The organism is Kaistia adipata DSM 17808 (genome assembly GCF_000423225.1).
Lineage (GTDB): Bacteria > Pseudomonadota > Alphaproteobacteria > Rhizobiales > Kaistiaceae > Kaistia > Kaistia adipata.
Map to the genome: position 1 here is coordinate 254,049 of NZ_AUHO01000007.1, position 15,783 is coordinate 269,831.

Genomic DNA, 15,783 nt, shown 5'->3' on the forward strand with positions numbered 1-15,783 from the left:
GGAAGAGAAGAATGGCGATCGACAACAGGACGCTGAACCGGGGCTACCGACTGCCGAATGTCGGCAATCTGATGAAGAGCGAGGATCTGCCTCGCCTCATCCTGTCGCTGGAGATGATCGACGAGGACATGGCGACGGTCGTGGCCGATGTGCTCGGCAAGGCTCCGTCCGATCACGAGCACACGATGGCGGCGATCATCGGCCTGGCCGATGCGCTCGCGGGCAAGGCGGCCTTCGTTCACAATCACAGCATCGGAAGTCTTCAGGGCGTCGATTTCTCCGGCGCCGCGACCAACCAGTTCGCGAAGTTCAACGGCTCGCTCTGGATCCCGGCCTTCATCCAGGCTGCCGACCTTGCGAACAAGATCATCACGAACGCCAAGCTGCGCGACAGCGACGCGCTGACGGTGATCGGCCGCGCGGCCGCCTCGATCGGCTCGCCGGGGGACATTTCGGCGCTGGCGAATGACACGTTCCTGCGCCGGGTTGGCGATGCGCTCGGCTTCGGCAGGCTGACCGCCGGCATGGTGCCGGACAACATCCTCACCTTCGCCATGCTGGCGTCGTCGGCGATCGCCACCAAGGCCGAGGCCGAGGCAGGTAATGCGCCAGACAAACTGCTGACGGTGGAGCGCGGCGCCGAGCAAATCGCCGCGCTGGGCGGCGGCGGCGTGAAGACTACGGTTTTCGGTATTGGCGGGACATTCGTCAAAGACCCGAAGGCGAAGAAAATACTGGTTCGGGGCGTCGGCGCTGGCGGTGGTGGCGGTGGAACCGCAAACGGAGCCAGTTGTAGAGGGGCTGGCGGGTGGGGTGCCTATGGTGGCGAGGCCCTCTTCGACGCGGCCGACGTCCCGTCTTCGGTCTCGGTTACAGTCGGAGCGGGCGGTCCCGGAGGGAGTTCCAGCGGCGGCAATGGAGGCAGTGGAGGAACCACCTCCTTTGGAGACCTCCTTGTGCTGCCCGGGGGGCCTGCGGGTAGCGGCGCGACGACCTCCGCTCAGATCCCTCCCCGGGCGGCGCCGCCCGGACCGGCGACGATCTCCGCGCTGGCCTTGTTCGGGTACGCTATGCTCGCGGTGCTCCCTGACTATCCGGACATCGACAATTCGCCGCTTCGCGGGTTGGGCTCACTTTGGGGGACTGGCGGCGCGCCGAGGGCTTCGCAGAACAACGGCATCGCTGGCACCGGGTACGGAGCAGGGGGCAGCGGAGCCTATGCGAACCTTCGAACGGGTGGGGCTGGTTCGGACGGTCTGCTTGTAGTCGAGGAGCGTTTCTGATGCGCACTTCAGTCATCAATGGCGGCATCGTCACGAATGTTGTCCTCGCGGGCGATGGTTGGGTGCCGCCCGAGGGGGCCGCTGCCGTCGCGAGCGAGACGGCCAATATCGGCGACTTCTATGCCGATGGCGTCTTTACGCCGCCGCCGGCGCCGGAGCCGCCGCTACCGCCGCCGCCGAGCGAGATCTCGCGCCGGCAGTTCTTCCAGGCGCTCGCCATGCCGGACTATGGGCTGATCACCGAGGCGGAAGCGCTCGCGGCAGTGCAGGCCGGCGCCATTCCGGCCGCCTTCGAGGCGTTCATCACAACGCTGCCGGCCGGCCAGCAGTTCGGCGCCCGCATGCTCCTCGCCGGCGCCGGCACCTTCGAGTTCGAGCATCTGATCTCGATCACCTTCGGCGGCGTCCAGGGCTGGACCGACGAACAGCGCGCGGCGCTGTGGCGGTTCGCCGCCGCGCTCTGACGGCCGGCTGGCCCGGATAGCCAGCAACCAGCACGACATCCACCCGGCCGCAGGGCCGCCTCGAAAGGAGAGCCGAATATGGCTTCTGTGTCCTTCCACCATGGCACGCGTGTATTCCAGAGCGCCGAAACGCCGGTGCTCGTCCGTACCGCGCAGACGGCCGTCATCGGCCTGATCGGCACGGCCGAGGACGCCGACGCGGTCAAGTTCCCGCTCAACAAGCCGATTCCGATCCTGCGGCCGCAGGATGCCGACGGCCTCGGCAGCGACGGAACGCTCGCCGATGCGATCGACAGCATCTTCGACCAGGTCGGCTGCCCGATTGTGATGGTGCGCGTCGAGGAAGGCGCGACGGTCGCCGATACCTGGGCCAATCTCGTCGGCAGCCAGGTCGCCTTTTCCGGCGTGCATGCCTTTCGCCGCGCGGTCTCCGATGGGCTCTACAAGCCGAAGCTGCTTCTCGCGCCAGGCTTCACCCAGACTTCGCCGGCGGATGGTATCGCGTCCATCGCCGTGACGACCGGCGGAACGGGATATGTCGACGGAACGACCGTCGTGGCGATCGCGGGAACTGGCGGCGTTGGCGCCGAGGCCAAAGCCGTCATCGAGGCCGGCGTGATCACGTCGATCCTCGTCACCAAGCCCGGCTACGGCTATACCGGGACGATCACGGTCACGATCACCGGGGCCGGCACCGGCGCCGCGGCGACGGCGACCAAGGGGGCGACCATCAATCCGGTCGTCGCCGAGCTGATGGGCGTCGCCGAAAGCCTCAAGGCGATGGCCTATGTCGACGGCCCGGACACGACCGACCAGGCGGCGGTGCAGTATCGCGGCCTGATCAACTCGGGGCGCATCTTCATCTGCGATCCGAAGGTGCTGAAGTTCGACACCGAGCTTGCCGTCAATGTGCCGCAGCCGTCGTCGCCGATCTGGGCGGCCCGCCAGGCGAAGATGGATCTCGAGCAGGGCTTCTGGTGGGCCGGCTCGAACGTCGATGTCGCCGGCATCGTCGGCATCAACCGGCCGATCGAGTATGGCGCGCAGTCGAACTATCTGAACGAGAACCGCGTCAACACCATCGTCAACATCAACAATACCGGCTTCCGTTTGTGGGGTGTGTGGACCTGCGACAGCGATCTGCTCTGGCAGTTCGTCTCGGTTCGCCGCACGGCGGATGCCGTGAACGAGGCGCTCGAGGCGGCCTATATCGAATTCGTCGATCGCCCCTTCACCAAGGCCAACCTGAAGTTCCTGATCGAGGCCGGCCGCGCCTACCTCCGCACGATGGAGCTCGAGGGCGCGATCCTGCCCGGCTCCGACGTCTGGCTTCTCGACAGCAACACCGACGAGGAGCTGGCGCAGGGAATCGTCAAGCTGGGCGTCAAGTTCGAGCCGCCGACGCCAATGGTCGATGTCCGGATCACCAGCCATCGCAACATCGCCGCCTATGAGTTGCTGCTCAACCAGGTGGCGCAGGAGATCAGCTCCGGCTCGCTGGGCAGCTGACGCCTCCCCGGGCGCCGGTTTCTGCCGGCGTCATCCTCATCCTTCCCCGCATCTGAAAGGAGGCCGCCATGGCTTCGAACTCGGACATGCCGCGCTACATCCTGCGCAACTGCACCATCTTCGCCGATCGCGTCTCCAAGATCGGCCAGGCCAGCGAGATCACCTTGCCGGTCCCGACCGTCAAGGTCGAGGAAATGCGCAATGCCGGCATGATGATGCCGATCGACGTGAACATGGGCTACGAGAAGCCGGAGAGCTCCTTCAAGCTCGTCGGTTTCGACCCGCAGACCATCGTCCTGTTCGGCCTCGCCGTTGGGGTCGAGAAGGAATACATGGCGACCGGCGCGCTGGCGCACGAGGACGGCACGATCGTCAACGCCACTGCCTATATTCGCGGGATGCTGATCAAGAATGATCACGGCTCGTGGAAGCCGGGCGAGGTCGGCGAGAACGATCACGCGATCACGCTGCGCTACTACCGACTTGAGGTCGATGGCCGCGTCCTGATCGAGATGACACCGTTCGATGTTTCGATCGGCGGCGTCTCGCAGACGAGCGCCATCCGCGATGCGCTGTTGGCGTAAGGGGCGGGATCATGACCAACGCAATCGAAGTCAAGTTCTCTCGCACCTACAAGCTGGCGGGAAAGGATGCCGACAGCCTCAGCTTCCGCGAACCGAAGCTCGCGGATCTGATCGCCATCGAGAATGTCGGCCGGGACGCGGGGCAGCATGGCGCCGCCGCCCTGCTGATGGCGCAGCTTTCCGGCGCGACCCAGCCGGAAATCGCCGAGCTGTCGCTGCCGGACTATGCGAAGTGCGACAAGGCGCTTCGCCCTTTCACAGTCATCGCCGAGGGTGGCGGCGACTGACCGCCTGGCTCTGTCGGGAGCTCAACACCCCTCTTTCCGAGATCACGGCCATGACGCCGACGGAGGCGATCCGCTGGCGTGACGAGGTCGCTGATCTGCTGACGCCGCGAAAGCCGTGACATGACGACACTCACCTCCAAGCTGATCGTTTCGCTCCAGGACATGGTGTCCGGTCCGGCCCGCGGCGTCGGCGCCGCGCTTGATCGCCTCAGTAATCGGGCGACCCGCATGAACGGCGCCCTCGTCGGGCGCACCAGTGCTTTCGGTGGCGGCATGCTGCGCGGCGCGCTGGCGATCGGCGCGGGCTATATCGGCGTCAGCAAGGCGGTGGGCGGGACGGTCGGGGCGGCGATCAAGTTCGAGGAAGCATTTGCCGATGTCCGCAAGGTCATCGACGGCACGCCAGCGCAGCTCTCGCAGATCCGCTCCGAGATCCTTGCGATGTCGAGGGTCCTGCCGAACTCGGCTGCCGGTATCGCATCGATCTACGCCGCGGCGGGGCAGTCCAACATTCCTATCAACGAGCTCGGCAAATTCTCCGAGATGGTCGCGAAGGTCGCTGTCGCCTGGGAGGTCAGCGAGGGCGAAACGTCGGAGGCCCTCGCCAAGATCAAGAACCAGCTCAACATGAATGTCGACCAGGTCGGCCTCTATGCCGATGCGATCAACCAGCTCGGCAACAACACGGCCGCCTCCGCTCCCAATCTGGTCGACTTCTCGAAGCGGGTCGCCGCGCAGGGCGAGATGTTCGGATTCACCGCAACGCAGTCTCTGGCCTTTGGCGGCGCCATGATTGCTGCCGGCGGTGAAACCGAGGTTGCCGCGACGTCGTTCCGCAACATGGGTATGGCGCTTGCGGACGCTGCCAACGCTCCGAAGCGGACGAGGGTCGCGTTCAAGGCTCTTGGCCTCGATGCGAGCAAGATGGCGAAAGCGTTCAAGAGCGACGCCGTCGGCACGATGCTTGACGTGTTCGAGCGTATCAAAAAGTTGCCCGAGCACGAGCGGCTCTCCGCGGCGATTGGCGTCTTCGGCAAGGAGGCGCGGGCGCTCATGCCGTTGATCAACGATTCCCGCGAGCTGCGTCGCCAGCTCGCGCTCGTCGCCAACGAAGCCGACTATTCGGGGTCGGCCTTCCGGGAATATCTCGTCCGCGCGGAGACGACGGGCAACGCGCTCGCGATCATCGGCAACAAGTTCAAGGCCATCGGAATCGGGATTGGCGACAGCTGGCTGCCGACAATCAAGGAGCTCGGCGCTGGCATCGGCGACGTGCTCGACACGCTGGAAAAGCGCGTCGGCGTGCTCGACCAGGTCAAGGTGGCGTTCCAGGGATTCATGGGTGGCATCGGCTATGGCGGCAGCGCCGGCCCGCGCGAACTGATGAACGATCTTGGCGATTTGCTTTTCGGCAAGGCGTTCGGCGGCAGCCTCCAGGAAGCCGATGATCGCGTTGTCGGCCTGGCTCGCCTGTCGAACCGGTTCCGCGGCATTGGCAAGGACCTGAAGTCGTTCGGGGAGAATGTGTCCGCCGGCAATGTCGGCGCCGCGTTCGCGAGCATCGGTAGCGCCATTGGCAAGCTGGGGGGCGAGTTGACGATGGGTGGGGCACTGGCGATCGGTGCGACGGGCGGTGCATTGCTCTGGCTTGCCAAGGGCGCGGCAGCGCTTGCGCTCTCGAAGACCGGGCAAATCTTCTTGATGGCGATGGCCGTCTCGACGCTGATCAACGCAGTCCAGGAGGCAAGTAGCCTGGGCGAGTTCGTCGAGAATTTGAAGGAGTTGTCGGCTCTGGAGTGGGCTGGTGTGGCGGGCGGCCTCTTCATGGCGGGCGGGCTGGTGCGGCGGCTCTGGAAGCGCCTGCCGGGCAGGGCGTCGGCAGGTGCTGGTGTTCCCGGTGCCGATGCGCCGGGTCCGGGCGAGAAGCCGCCCAAGGGAGGCGGATCTCCCAAGGGGCCCAATCGGTTCTGGGGCCCCTTGAGCCAATGGATGCTTTACCAGCTGGGCGAGTCCGCAATGAACTGGGGCTTCAACCAGCTGCCGCATCCGGAATATCCGGCGGGATATGACGTCGATGCCGAATTGAACAAGAGCACCTGGCAGCGCATCAAGGAGCTGATCGGCCGGCAGAGCGGCAGCGCCGAGCAGTCCTTCCTGTTCGGTCCCGAACCGGCGGGCGGCCCGCGCGATGTCAACCTCGTCGGTGTGCCGGAGATTTCGATCCCGGCTCCGGTGACGACGCAGCCGAGCGGGACGCAAGATGTCCGCGTGACCAACCCGCAACCGGCGCCGAACATCACCGTCAACGTGACAGCGGCGCCGGATCCGCAGGCGACCGCGATGAGGGTGCTGTCGGAGCTGTCAACGAAGTTCGGAGCGCTCTCGCGGGGCGCCTATTCCGACGGAGCGAATTGATGGCGATCCCGATGGCGCTCGGGCCATTCATGTTCCACAGCCTGCGGTTCGGATACAACGGCATCCGCCGCGATCTGTCGACACGCTGGGCCGAGATCCCCACGGTCGGCGGGCTCAATCGCCTGCAATGGACCGGCGGCGACGACGATGCCATTCAGATCGAAGGCGTGATCTTCCCGCATGAGTTCGGCGGGCTCGCCACGCTGGAAGGGGTTCGCGGCGCGGCGGCGGCCGGCGCCGTCCTGCCGCTCGTCACGCTCGCCGGCAATGTCTACGGCATGCATGTGATCGAGGGCGTGAACGAGGACCAGTTCTTCCACGATGCCCTCGGCCGGCCGCGGCGAGATGTATTCCGGCTGCGGCTCCGACGCTATACCGGCGGCGGCTTCTCGCCGCTCTCCATCCTCGCGACTTTGTTCGGGTGATCCGATGGCCATCTACATCACCCGCCAGGGCGACATGATCGACGCCATCTGCACCCGCGCCTATGGCGATGAGAGTGGCTATGTCGAGATCGTGCTCGACGCCAATCCAGGCCTCGCGGCCCTCGGCGTGCCGCTGCCGATCGGCACGGTCATCGATCTGCCCGAGATCGCCAACGCGAAGGATGTTGTGGCCGTCGTCAGCCTCTGGGACTAGCTGAGAAACCCTAGCTTTCTGAAGGCCCAGCACAGGCTGGTAAAGTGGTAGAGACATGAAAACACCCGTCGCCGAAATAGAAGTCAATGGCCGGGCCGTCGCCTCGATCTTCAACGAGCGGTTGATCTGCGTCACCATCACGGACAAGGAGGGGGTGACGTCCGACACGATTTCCTGCGAACTGAGCGACGGCAATCCATTTGCCGCGATCCCGCGGAAGGGGGACACCATCACCGCCTCGCTCGGTTATCTCGAGACCGGTCTCGCCTTCTTCGGCAGCTATACGGCCGATGATCCGGAGGTGCGGTGCCTGCCCTATGGCATGACCGTGAACGGCAAGGGGGCAAACGTCCGCGACCAGGCCAAGCAGCACCGCTCCCGCCATTGGGACAAGAAGACGGTCAAGGACATCATCTCCGAGATCGCCTCGGAAAACGGCCTTTCGGCCATCGTCGACGACGAGATCGGCGCGCATGAATATGACTGGTTCGGCCAGCAGGATGAAAGCGACCTGCATGTCGTCGAACGCTTGGCGCGCCGCCACGGCGCACTCTTCTCGATCAAGGACGGCAAGCTGATCTTCGCGGCCAAGGGCAGCGGCAAATCGGCAAGCGGCAAGGGGCTGACCGCAGTCGTCGCGTCTCCCGCCAATATCGTCGAGGGAACCTGCCGCACGAATTTCGCGCACCGGAATCGGTTCGGGAAGGTGAAGGCGCGCCACCACGACCGCGACGAGGCCGAGCTGATCGAGGTCGAGGCGGAGAGCGACGAGGGGGGGCGGCGGACTACACGCTGGCCGAGCCCTTCGCCGACGAAGAGGAGGCGAGAAGGGCGGCGGCAGCCACGGCTCGGGATCTCAAATCCGAGACCATCCGGACCTCCGTCACGCTGTTCGGCGACCCGTCCATTCGAGCCGGCGCGCCGTTCCGATACTCAGGTGTCCGGCCCGAGCTCGACGCGATCGAGTTCATCATCGAGTCGGCGACGCATGTGATTTCCAAGGCAGGCTACACGGCGCAGGTGGAGGCGAAGCTGAAGCCGGAAGCGGAGGAAGTCGGCGGCAAGGGGCAGGGGACGGGCTCCGGATCCGACAAGCCCGCCGCGCCGGCCGGCAATGCGTCACCCACGCCGACGATCCCGGATCCCGTCGCGCCGTCCGGACAGGGCGGCATCGGCAGCCGGTAGGTCGACCTCGATCCTGAAGTAATCATGGCGCCCGAATAGAAAACCCGCCGGGCGGGGCAGCTCCGGCGGGCCTGTCAGATTAGTCGCAGTTGTTGCTGCACAGCGGCACTTCTGCCGCGATCCGCTGCAGCAGCGCGCTCTTGTCGAGTATCGGCTTGGCATAGGTCTTCTTCATTCTCAGCCCTCCTTGCTTCGTTGCTCGTACAGCCTGCCGTCCTCGGCGGTCTGTGTCGATGACGTGACGGCAACAGTCTTTCGAAAGATGAACGATCCCAAGTGGGTCGCGCAGGCGCGCGGCTACCTGCGAAGGTCTTGGGCTGCAGGGTCGGGCTCGGTGCAGTCCAGGTAGTCTAGGGGCGCTTGAGGCGCCCCTATAATTACTCGATGCCTGCCTGGGTCAGCAATTCCATTGAGTCGTAATAGGCCCCTAATACTTGCAGCGCCTCGTCGATCGCCTGTCGGTTCGTGAAGCTTCCGCCATACAAGTTTGCGACCCGGGCGGGAACATTACCGAGGGATGCGACGTCGGCACTCAACTGCTCGGCCAGCTGAGGCGCGTGTTGCGCCAGCATTGTGGCCCAGCTGTGGGCGCCGCTCGTTTTGAGGCAGAGCCCTGACAGAATGCTATTGAATTCGCGAAGATCCTGCCCACCAAGCACAATGGAGCAGCTGCCCACTCTGAATGGGCGTTCCAGTGGACGCAGCGCGTCAGTTTCCAGCAAGCGGAGGGCTCGGTCCGCATGATGGATTAGGTCGAGCGTTGTCGTCACGAGCGGCTTCAGGCTGGTGCTGTTCTTGCTGAAGAAGCCGGCGGTCCCGGCGAGAGGACTAGACAGCTGTGCTACAGCAACTGCCCCCTGCAAGACCTGCGAGATGATGAGCCAAGGATCTACCTTCGCTCCTGAACGAATTCCGACGGTCGGGCCGGGGAGAGCGGTCTGCACGTTCATCGCGACATCCCAATAGATCGTTGTTGTTGCCTTTCTGTCCGGCGGACCCCGGACGCTCGCGATATGGTCACTGTTTCCTGGAGCTTCAATTGCGCGTTCTCCAACTCGCCGAGATCGAGGCAATGGCGGCGCGCACCGTGGTCGCCCGTGACTTCGTCCAGGTGGCAATGAAGCACCGGAGCGCAGGTCTTGGTCGGATGCCGGCCTTCGTCAGTCGCCGTCTGTAGCGTTTCGTCCGATGGGGGGGCGCAGCCAGGAGGGTCGACTCTGACCAGTGCTAGAGAGACTTCCTGCGGAAGGCTGCCGCACGAAAAAATGCCCGCCTCGAAGGCGGGCAAGTCTGTCGATACGCATCACCGTAGTGCAGCCGGGCCGGAGGACGCCAGCCGCCCTACGCGCCCTTAACGCCGCCGACTGGCGAGCGTTCCCACCTCCTCACATCTCCCGGAGATAAGACATGCTCGTCAACAACTGGCGCGCGGTGCTTTGCCGTGCGTGGTCCATCCGTCTGCTTCTACTCGCCGGCGTGCTGTCTGGCGTCGAGGTGGCGCTTCCCCTGATCGGGATCGAAGTCATCCCGCCTCGTCTGTTCGCGGTCTTGTCCGGCATCGTCGCCGCGGCCGCCTTTGTTGCTCGTCTCCTCGCACAGAAAGGGATCACAGATGCGTAGCAAGCGCGCGCAGGCGGCGCTGGCCTCCGGGCTCGGCGTCGTGGCACTGACGGCCGCCTATCTCACCGTGCCGTGGGAGGGCGTCGAGAACGCAGCCTACTGGGATGCCATCGGCAAGGCCTGGACGGTCTGCGCCGGAGAGACGAAGGGCGTGAAGCCGGGCGACAGCTACACCGACAAGCAGTGCATCGACATGCTGCACCGGCGCATGGAGCGGGACTATCGCCAACCGCTGCAGCGATGCATTCGCGGCTTCGACGCGGCGCCGCTGAGCGTACAGGCCTCCTTCCTCGACCTCTCCTGGAATGTCGGCGTCAGCGCCGTCTGCCGGTCGACAGCAGCCCGGCGCGCGATGGCGAAAGACTGGCCGGGCGCCTGCGAGGCGATGACCTGGTTCAACCGGGCCAGCGGCCGTGTCGTGCGTGGTCTCGATCTTCGTCGCAAGGAAGGCGACGCGCATCGGATCGGCGATCGCGAACTCTGCCTGGCGGGGCTGTGATGGGGGCGTTGTCGAAGATCCTGCGATCGACCGAGGGCGGACGTCTGATGTTTTGGTGTCCCGGATGCGATGGGGCGCATCAGGTCGGTGTCGGCGAGGGGGCCGGGCGGCGCTGGAGCTATAATGGCAATCCCGACGCTCCGACGTTCATGCCGTCCGTGCTGGTCACCTACAACGGCGCTGATGCCGATACACCCGGTGGGGTTCCGTCCGTCTGCCATTCGTTCGTGACCGACGGGCGGATCCAGTTTCTGGGTGACTGCACTCACGCGCTGGCCGGCCAGACGGTCGATATACCGGAATGGGAGGCGTCATGATTGCCTCGCCCCTCGGCCGCTGGCTCGCGGCCGGCGCGTTTGCTCTTGCGTTGATCGCGTTCGCATCCGTCACCGCCTATTTCGTCGGCCGCAGCGACGGCGCCGCCGGCTGCGAACAGCGCTGGCAGTCGAAGATGTCGGCCGAGCAGACCAGGCAGGCCTATGCCCGTGCGCAGGCGCTCGACGCGGCGGTCGCCCGCGAACTCGCCCGCGCGGCCGAGAATGAAGCTCTGGAAAAGAAGGTGTCCGACTATGAGGCTGAACTCGCACGCGAGCCGGCGCAGGCTGGCGGCTTTGATTGTCGTCTGCGCCCTGCCGATCTTGAGCGCCTTCGCCTGCTCCGACGATAGACCGGCGCTCGCGCTCGAGCTGCCGTCGATGCCGGCCGAAGTCCGCAAGCACTGCCGGCACCCCGATCTCGTGGAGATCGACTCGCGCGCGATGATCGGCCGCTATTCGCTGGCACTCGACCAGTGCGACGGCCGGCGGGCCGACGCCGTGGCGTTCGGCGATGATCTCAGGAAGGGGATGAGCCGGTGACGACTGCCGATAAAATCGCCGCAAACACCACCATTCTCGTCATGTCGCGCATCGCGATGCTGCTGACGCCGGCGCTGCTGAGCGCCATGGCGTTCCTGTTCTGGCTCTATCTCGATGGGATCTCGGCAGACGCGAGCGCGGCGGTCAGCACCGCCAACAAGCTCGAGACGCGCGTGACGGTGCTCGAGGGAAACGAGGCGATCGGACGTCAGGATCGCATCCGGTACCAGGATCAGGTGCTGGCCCAGCTGATGAAGCTCACCGACAAAGTCGACAACCAGGCCGGCCAGATCGCAGCGCTCACCGCGACGATCGAGGCGTTGAAGGGTAAGCGCTAAGCGCGCGATGCGGTCATGATCCTTTTCGCGCCCTGGCTGCCTTTTTCTCAGGCATGGGATGCGCTGCTTGGTAGGCCAATCTCTGTGCGCGAAGGCGCTCTGTCTTGGCGGCGGTCAACGCCTGTTCTCGCCCGATAATCTCAAGGGCGGCTGATGTTGTTGCATCAGCCTTCTGTTCTCGCGACGGGCCTTTGACTATTCTGGTCGGCATAGGTCCTCCTGAAACAAAAAAAAGGCCGGGCAAAGCCCGACCTTCTCCGGCAAACGAGCGGGGTGCCAGTACATCCGTGGTCACCGCTCAAGTTCGCGAATCATGCAGCCCGAAGGTTTTCGGCCGTATTCTTTCCGTTCCGCCTATCGGGCACTGCGTCGTAGCTGACCTTCTGGCCCTCTTGCAGTGTCCGCATTCCGGATCGCTCTACCGCCGAAATGTGAACGAAGATGTCGGCGTTGCCGTCCTCGGGCTGAATGAAGCCAAAACCCTTGGTTTCGTTGAAGAACTTAACTGTTCCAATAGACATACGATTTCCTTGCAAAATCGAGTGTATAAATGGCGACACCGCCAAAGCAGTTCGCCGCGAATACCGAAGATGTGGGGGAAAACGTTGTGGCTTTATCGGCCAGAACAGAGCTCTTCGCACGTTCGATTTTCAAATCATACGGGTGGATTGTGTTTTAAGCAAGGTGATTTGCGAGCGACACAATCGATCGCGAATTTCTCACTGAGGTGCGAGCGAGATGAAGCTCGAAGGTGTCATGCAAACGCGACGAGCGCATGTCCGGGCGCCAACGCAGGATGGTGAACAGGGCTCGGCCGTATAATTCGGGGGGTGGGCGTCGCGGCAGGTGACCTGGCACGAGATGTTGCGCGCCGCATCGAAGACTCAGTTCGCCCTAATCGTTCACGTCGAGACGCGGATTGAAGGTGTCCGCGATACGCTCAAAGAGACGAACGACAAGCTAGATCGTTTGCTGGGATACCCGGCGCCGAAGCGCTGGCCGTGTAGGAGCATGGCTGCGCAAGAAGTTGATCTACCAGTGCGCCAGCTCGCGTAAGGCCCATACGACGACGAGGCCCAAGACGCCCCCCCGAAGCACTACGATGCGATCCTTCAAATCGACGATCTGCACGTCACGTTTCGCAAGTTCACGCTCCAGTTCAGCGATCCGATTGCGGCTGCCGGCGACTTCATCGCGCTGGAATTCTCTATCAGCTAACGCTGTCGCAGCAGGCCTGAAGAAGACGTCGCGTTCCGACACTGTGCCTAAACCCTCGATAGTTCATGCCTGAAACTAGATTTGGCGGAATCTTGATACTTTTCAATCAGCATCCTGATTATCGGCTCCTGCCCGGCGCGGCCTTGCATCTTGAGGATGGGCGAGTCCCGGTGGATCGGCGAGCGAGCTGAGACCGAGCCTTAACGAGAGGTTAATGGCCCGGAGTCGCTCTTCATCCTCACTGTGGCATTTCTGTCATAGCGCGCGATCAGGCCTTCGGTAATAGTCAATCACAGGAATCGCGAGAAGAGATTCCGGTTGGATCTGTCGGTCACCCTGGGGTGGGGGCCAAAAAACAGAAACAGCTGAACGGGGATTAGGACGGACTTCATACGAGCTAGCGAGAAGGGGTGATCCGCAAGGGTCTACTCGGTAGCGACGAGAAGAATGGAATACTCTCCTGGTTTTACCTTTTTGGAGGTCAGGATATGAACTTTAAGACCCTTCTCCTCGGCTCTGCGGCCGCCATGCTCGTGGCTGGCAGCGCTCAGGCGGCGGATCTCACGGTCGCCGAGCCGGTCGACTACGTGAAGGTCTGCGACGCTTTCGGCACGGGCTTCTTCTACTCCCCCGGCACCGACACCTGCATCAAGATCGGCGGCTATGTGAAGTTCGGCACCTCCTTCGGTGACCGTTCGGATCTCGGCGACTTCAATAACATCTACCCGAACAGCAGCTGGGGCAACTTCTTCACGGAAGTGTCGATCCAGGCGACGGCTTCGTCGGTCACCGAATTCGGTAACCTGACCGGCTTCATCGACATGCGCGCCAAGACCGGCAACACGACCGGTTCGGACGAGACGCTGACCGACTACATCAACGCTTCGACCAACTCCGCTTACGTCGACAGCGCCTACCTCGAGCTCGGTCCGCTCAAGGCCGGTTACTTCACCTCGCTGTTCGATTTCGGCCGCGGCTACAACGACACCGGCATGTTCGGTTCGGACTCGACCGTCGACCACATCCAGCTGACCTACGCCGTCAACGGCTTCGGTCTGGCGATCTCGGTCGAAGACCAGCGTGATCGTGGTCAGCTCGGCCCGTACGTTGACCTCGTCGAGGAAGTCAACACCGACAATATCCCGGACATCGTCGGTGCCATCACCTACGCTTCGGGCATCTTCTCGGCCAAGATCGCTGCGGCCTACACCAACCAGGCCATCGAAGAGACCAACGTGCTTGACGTCTACGACGGAAAGTCGGGTTGGGCCGTCGGCGGCGGTCTCGAGGTCGCCCTCGACAGCTTCTCGGCTGGCGATCGCTTCTTCGTGTCGGCTGCCTATGGCGACAATGCCAACTCCTTCACCGGCATCGCCGGCGGCACCTCGGTGGCTGGCTTCATCGGCCCGATCCAGAGCGCCGCTATCTCGGTCCTGCCGGGCTCGAGCTGGAGCGCGCTGGCTTCGTACAAGCATGTCTGGACTCCGAACCTGTGGTCGTCGCTCTCGGGCGGCTACGCCAGCTTCGACGGTTCGAACTTCGTCGACGATTACGGCATCGACGCTTGGCGCGTTGGCTTCACGACCGCCTACACCCCGGTCAAGGGTCTCGACCTGGTCGGTGACGTCTTCTACACGGATGTCAACGTCACGCGCGACAACTTCGTCGATCCGGTCGACGGCAATGGCTGGACGTTCAACCTGTTCCTGAAGCGCTCCTGGTAATCCCAGGCTCGTTTGAGTGACACGAGGCCCGGCGGAGAAATCCGCCGGGCCTTTTCTTTTGGGTATGAAGAAGTTCGCCACCATCACCGTCGCCGGCAGATTGCTGGAGCTGGACGCGCCCGGCCTTAAGAGCCGGACGCGCAAGAACGGCTCGGTCTATGTGTATTGGGAAGCTCCGCCCTGGGCGCCGGACTTTCGGCCGCGCACGGTCGGCTTCCAGCCGGACTGGAACGAGCCGTCGGATTTTGAACGCATCGCGGCCGAGTGCCGGGCGCTGCAGCGACGCGCCGAAGAGATGGCGGGCCGCGTGGCTCTCTCCGCTGATCCGCCGGCGAGAGAAGGAACGCTCGGCCAACTCCTCAACGACTACCGATCAGCCGCCGACTCGCCCATGCGCGCCCTTCGAGGTGGCACGCGCGATACGTATGAGCGCTGGATAGGTCTGCTCGCTCCGTTTCGCGATGTCGGTTTGCGCGAGGTCGACCTTGAGGGGCTTCGCGCCTGGTTCGCCGCCATCGGCGCGCCTTCCGGTCCCGGCGCCGCGCCGAGGGGGCGCCGGGCAACGGCAGCCTTCCAGATGCTGCGCATGGTGCTTGCCTTCGGTGCCGCGCGTGGCAGGCCTTTTTGCGCCGATCTGGAGCGCCTCGCGAGGCGAAGCGAGTTTGATCCGTCCGGCGCGCGCCGTGATGCGATGAAGCCGGCGCAGGCAAACCGATTCGTACGCCACGCCCTATCGGCGGGTGAGATCCGGCTTGCGCTTTCCCAGGCCTGCCAGTTCGAACTCGGCCTGAGCCAGGCGGAGGTAATCGGGGATTGGCTGGAGGTCGAGGCGGGCTATGTGCCGCAGGCGGGAGAGATACTCTTCCAGCGTCGGCGCTGGACCGGCGGCCTTACCTTCGAGATGCTGAACGGGCATGTGCTGACCGTGCCTTCGCCAGGTGGTGATTTGGTTTTCGATCTCAGCAAGCATCAGCTCGTGCTCGCCTGCCTCGAGCGCATCCCGGATCGGGCCGGTCCCTTCATCGTGCGCAAGGATGGCCGCCCCTATGACAGATTTACCTTCGCGCGCGCTTGGAGGGCGCTCGCGGACGAGGCGGGCTTGCCGGCTGATCTGTGGAATAGCGACAGCTCGCGGCTGCGGGGATAACAGGCCCCCGGGGC

At 64.1% G+C, this 15,783-nt stretch carries 22 protein-coding genes; 19 read left to right on the forward strand and 3 right to left on the reverse strand.

Annotation, left to right across the window (positions count from 1 at the left end; genetic code table 11):
- The first annotated feature begins 11 nt into the window (after positions 1 to 11).
- The 10 genes from G539_RS26085 (at position 12) to G539_RS27530 (ending at position 8,366) form a co-directional block, all read left to right on the forward strand.
- Complete coding sequence (locus tag G539_RS26085) at positions 12 to 1,283, forward strand: glycine-rich domain-containing protein (protein WP_156911859.1); 1,272 nt, start codon at positions 12 to 14, stop codon at positions 1,281 to 1,283.
- On the forward strand, positions 1,283 to 1,747 hold the full coding sequence (locus G539_RS23830) for a hypothetical protein (RefSeq protein WP_051231141.1): 465 nt from the start codon (positions 1,283 to 1,285) through the stop codon (positions 1,745 to 1,747). Before G539_RS26085 ends, G539_RS23830 begins: the two co-directional genes overlap by 1 nt.
- A 78-nt stretch (positions 1,748 to 1,825) precedes the next feature.
- Entirely contained in the window at positions 1,826 to 3,256 is a 1,431-nt protein-coding gene (locus tag G539_RS0106110) for a phage tail sheath subtilisin-like domain-containing protein (protein WP_029074416.1), read from the forward strand.
- Positions 3,257 to 3,324: 68 nt separating this feature from the next.
- The gene (locus G539_RS0106115; RefSeq protein WP_029074417.1) at positions 3,325 to 3,840 is read left to right on the forward strand and encodes a phage major tail tube protein; all 516 of its coding nucleotides are present in this window, start codon (positions 3,325 to 3,327) and stop codon (positions 3,838 to 3,840) included.
- 11 nt (positions 3,841 to 3,851) lie between these two features.
- Complete coding sequence (locus tag G539_RS0106120; RefSeq protein WP_029074418.1) at positions 3,852 to 4,127, forward strand: phage tail assembly protein; 276 nt, start codon at positions 3,852 to 3,854, stop codon at positions 4,125 to 4,127.
- A 120-nt stretch (positions 4,128 to 4,247) separates the two neighbouring features.
- Complete coding sequence (locus G539_RS23835; RefSeq protein ID WP_035830485.1) at positions 4,248 to 6,542, forward strand: phage tail tape measure protein; 2,295 nt, start codon at positions 4,248 to 4,250, stop codon at positions 6,540 to 6,542.
- Complete coding sequence (locus tag G539_RS0106130; protein ID WP_029074419.1) at positions 6,542 to 6,967, forward strand: phage tail protein; 426 nt, start codon at positions 6,542 to 6,544, stop codon at positions 6,965 to 6,967. Before G539_RS23835 ends, G539_RS0106130 begins: the two co-directional genes overlap by 1 nt.
- 4 nt (positions 6,968 to 6,971) lie before the next feature.
- Positions 6,972 to 7,181, forward strand: coding sequence for a tail protein X (locus G539_RS0106135; RefSeq protein ID WP_029074420.1), 210 nt, complete (start codon positions 6,972 to 6,974; stop codon positions 7,179 to 7,181).
- A gap of 154 nt (positions 7,182 to 7,335) precedes the next feature.
- Positions 7,336 to 8,175 (forward strand): phage late control D family protein, encoded by an 840-nt coding sequence (locus tag G539_RS23840; RefSeq protein WP_245576814.1) that lies wholly within the window; start codon positions 7,336 to 7,338, stop codon positions 8,173 to 8,175.
- The gene (locus G539_RS27530; RefSeq protein ID WP_245576815.1) at positions 8,172 to 8,366 is read left to right on the forward strand and encodes a hypothetical protein; all 195 of its coding nucleotides are present in this window, start codon (positions 8,172 to 8,174) and stop codon (positions 8,364 to 8,366) included. Before G539_RS23840 ends, G539_RS27530 begins: the two co-directional genes overlap by 4 nt.
- A gap of 377 nt (positions 8,367 to 8,743) precedes the next feature.
- On the opposite strand, the gene G539_RS0106150 is transcribed toward G539_RS27530, so the two are convergent.
- Positions 8,744 to 9,316 carry a hypothetical protein gene (locus G539_RS0106150; RefSeq protein ID WP_029074421.1) on the reverse strand — a complete coding sequence of 191 codons (573 nt, stop codon included), beginning with the start codon at positions 9,314 to 9,316 and terminating at the stop codon, positions 8,744 to 8,746.
- Between the two features lie 89 nt (positions 9,317 to 9,405).
- On the opposite strand from G539_RS0106150, the gene G539_RS26970 reads away from it, so the two are divergent.
- The 7 genes from G539_RS26970 (at position 9,406) to G539_RS0106185 (ending at position 11,680) form a co-directional block, all read left to right on the forward strand.
- The gene (locus tag G539_RS26970; protein WP_156911861.1) at positions 9,406 to 9,543 is read left to right on the forward strand and encodes a hypothetical protein; all 138 of its coding nucleotides are present in this window, start codon (positions 9,406 to 9,408) and stop codon (positions 9,541 to 9,543) included.
- 230 nt (positions 9,544 to 9,773) lie between these two features.
- Positions 9,774 to 9,986, forward strand: a complete 213-nt coding sequence (locus G539_RS0106160; RefSeq protein ID WP_029074422.1) for a DUF7940 domain-containing protein — start codon at positions 9,774 to 9,776, stop codon at positions 9,984 to 9,986.
- Positions 9,979 to 10,485 (forward strand): lysozyme, encoded by a 507-nt coding sequence (locus tag G539_RS0106165; RefSeq protein WP_029074423.1) that lies wholly within the window; start codon positions 9,979 to 9,981, stop codon positions 10,483 to 10,485. The genes G539_RS0106160 and G539_RS0106165 overlap by 8 nt, the downstream gene beginning before the upstream one ends.
- Positions 10,485 to 10,802, forward strand: a complete 318-nt coding sequence (locus G539_RS0106170) for a ubiquitination-like system serine protease family protein (RefSeq protein WP_029074424.1) — start codon at positions 10,485 to 10,487, stop codon at positions 10,800 to 10,802. The genes G539_RS0106165 and G539_RS0106170 overlap by 1 nt, the downstream gene beginning before the upstream one ends.
- Positions 10,799 to 11,152 (forward strand): hypothetical protein, encoded by a 354-nt coding sequence (locus tag G539_RS26090; protein WP_029074425.1) that lies wholly within the window; start codon positions 10,799 to 10,801, stop codon positions 11,150 to 11,152. Before G539_RS0106170 ends, G539_RS26090 begins: the two co-directional genes overlap by 4 nt.
- Before the next feature lie 28 nt (positions 11,153 to 11,180).
- Positions 11,181 to 11,342, forward strand: coding sequence for a hypothetical protein (locus tag G539_RS0106180; RefSeq protein WP_156911863.1), 162 nt, complete (start codon positions 11,181 to 11,183; stop codon positions 11,340 to 11,342).
- Positions 11,339 to 11,680, forward strand: coding sequence for a hypothetical protein (locus G539_RS0106185; RefSeq protein ID WP_156911865.1), 342 nt, complete (start codon positions 11,339 to 11,341; stop codon positions 11,678 to 11,680). Before G539_RS0106180 ends, G539_RS0106185 begins: the two co-directional genes overlap by 4 nt.
- A gap of 311 nt (positions 11,681 to 11,991) precedes the next feature.
- Here the strand turns inward: G539_RS0106185 and G539_RS0106190 are convergent, their stop codons facing one another.
- On the reverse strand, positions 11,992 to 12,201 hold the full coding sequence (locus G539_RS0106190) for a cold-shock protein (RefSeq protein ID WP_029074428.1): 210 nt from the start codon (positions 12,199 to 12,201) through the stop codon (positions 11,992 to 11,994).
- A 511-nt stretch (positions 12,202 to 12,712) separates the two neighbouring features.
- Complete coding sequence (locus G539_RS0106195; RefSeq protein WP_029074429.1) at positions 12,713 to 12,940, reverse strand: hypothetical protein; 228 nt, start codon at positions 12,938 to 12,940, stop codon at positions 12,713 to 12,715.
- A gap of 446 nt (positions 12,941 to 13,386) precedes the next feature.
- Here G539_RS0106195 and G539_RS0106200 point away from each other — a divergent pair, with 446 nt between their 5' ends.
- Both G539_RS0106200 and G539_RS0106205 read left to right on the forward strand, forming a co-directional pair.
- The gene (locus G539_RS0106200; RefSeq protein WP_035830487.1) at positions 13,387 to 14,622 is read left to right on the forward strand and encodes a porin; all 1,236 of its coding nucleotides are present in this window, start codon (positions 13,387 to 13,389) and stop codon (positions 14,620 to 14,622) included.
- Between the two features lie 64 nt (positions 14,623 to 14,686).
- Positions 14,687 to 15,769, forward strand: a complete 1,083-nt coding sequence (locus G539_RS0106205; protein ID WP_029074431.1) for a hypothetical protein — start codon at positions 14,687 to 14,689, stop codon at positions 15,767 to 15,769.
- Positions 15,770 to 15,783: the final 14 nt, after the last annotated feature.

Bases quoted from the DNA above. Each gene is read 5' to 3' on its own strand.
- G539_RS26085 (WP_156911859.1), top strand. From the start codon at position 12: ATGGCGATCGACAACAGGACGCTGAACCGGGGCTACCGACTGCCGAAT.
- G539_RS23830 (WP_051231141.1), top strand. From the start codon at position 1,283: ATGCGCACTTCAGTCATCAATGGCGGCATCGTCACGAATGTTGTCCTC.
- G539_RS0106110 (WP_029074416.1), top strand. From the start codon at position 1,826: ATGGCTTCTGTGTCCTTCCACCATGGCACGCGTGTATTCCAGAGCGCC.
- G539_RS0106115 (WP_029074417.1), top strand. From the start codon at position 3,325: ATGGCTTCGAACTCGGACATGCCGCGCTACATCCTGCGCAACTGCACC.
- G539_RS0106120 (WP_029074418.1), top strand. From the start codon at position 3,852: ATGACCAACGCAATCGAAGTCAAGTTCTCTCGCACCTACAAGCTGGCG.
- G539_RS23835 (WP_035830485.1), top strand. From the start codon at position 4,248: ATGACGACACTCACCTCCAAGCTGATCGTTTCGCTCCAGGACATGGTG.
- G539_RS0106130 (WP_029074419.1), top strand. From the start codon at position 6,542: ATGGCGATCCCGATGGCGCTCGGGCCATTCATGTTCCACAGCCTGCGG.
- G539_RS0106135 (WP_029074420.1), top strand. From the start codon at position 6,972: ATGGCCATCTACATCACCCGCCAGGGCGACATGATCGACGCCATCTGC.
- G539_RS0106150 (WP_029074421.1), bottom strand. From the start codon at position 9,316: ATGAACGTGCAGACCGCTCTCCCCGGCCCGACCGTCGGAATTCGTTCA.
- G539_RS0106160 (WP_029074422.1), top strand. From the start codon at position 9,774: ATGCTCGTCAACAACTGGCGCGCGGTGCTTTGCCGTGCGTGGTCCATC.
- G539_RS0106165 (WP_029074423.1), top strand. From the start codon at position 9,979: ATGCGTAGCAAGCGCGCGCAGGCGGCGCTGGCCTCCGGGCTCGGCGTC.
- G539_RS0106170 (WP_029074424.1), top strand. From the start codon at position 10,485: ATGGGGGCGTTGTCGAAGATCCTGCGATCGACCGAGGGCGGACGTCTG.
- G539_RS26090 (WP_029074425.1), top strand. From the start codon at position 10,799: ATGATTGCCTCGCCCCTCGGCCGCTGGCTCGCGGCCGGCGCGTTTGCT.
- G539_RS0106180 (WP_156911863.1), top strand. From the start codon at position 11,181: ATGCCGGCCGAAGTCCGCAAGCACTGCCGGCACCCCGATCTCGTGGAG.
- G539_RS0106190 (WP_029074428.1), bottom strand. From the start codon at position 12,201: ATGTCTATTGGAACAGTTAAGTTCTTCAACGAAACCAAGGGTTTTGGC.
- G539_RS0106200 (WP_035830487.1), top strand. From the start codon at position 13,387: ATGAACTTTAAGACCCTTCTCCTCGGCTCTGCGGCCGCCATGCTCGTG.
- G539_RS0106205 (WP_029074431.1), top strand. From the start codon at position 14,687: ATGAAGAAGTTCGCCACCATCACCGTCGCCGGCAGATTGCTGGAGCTG.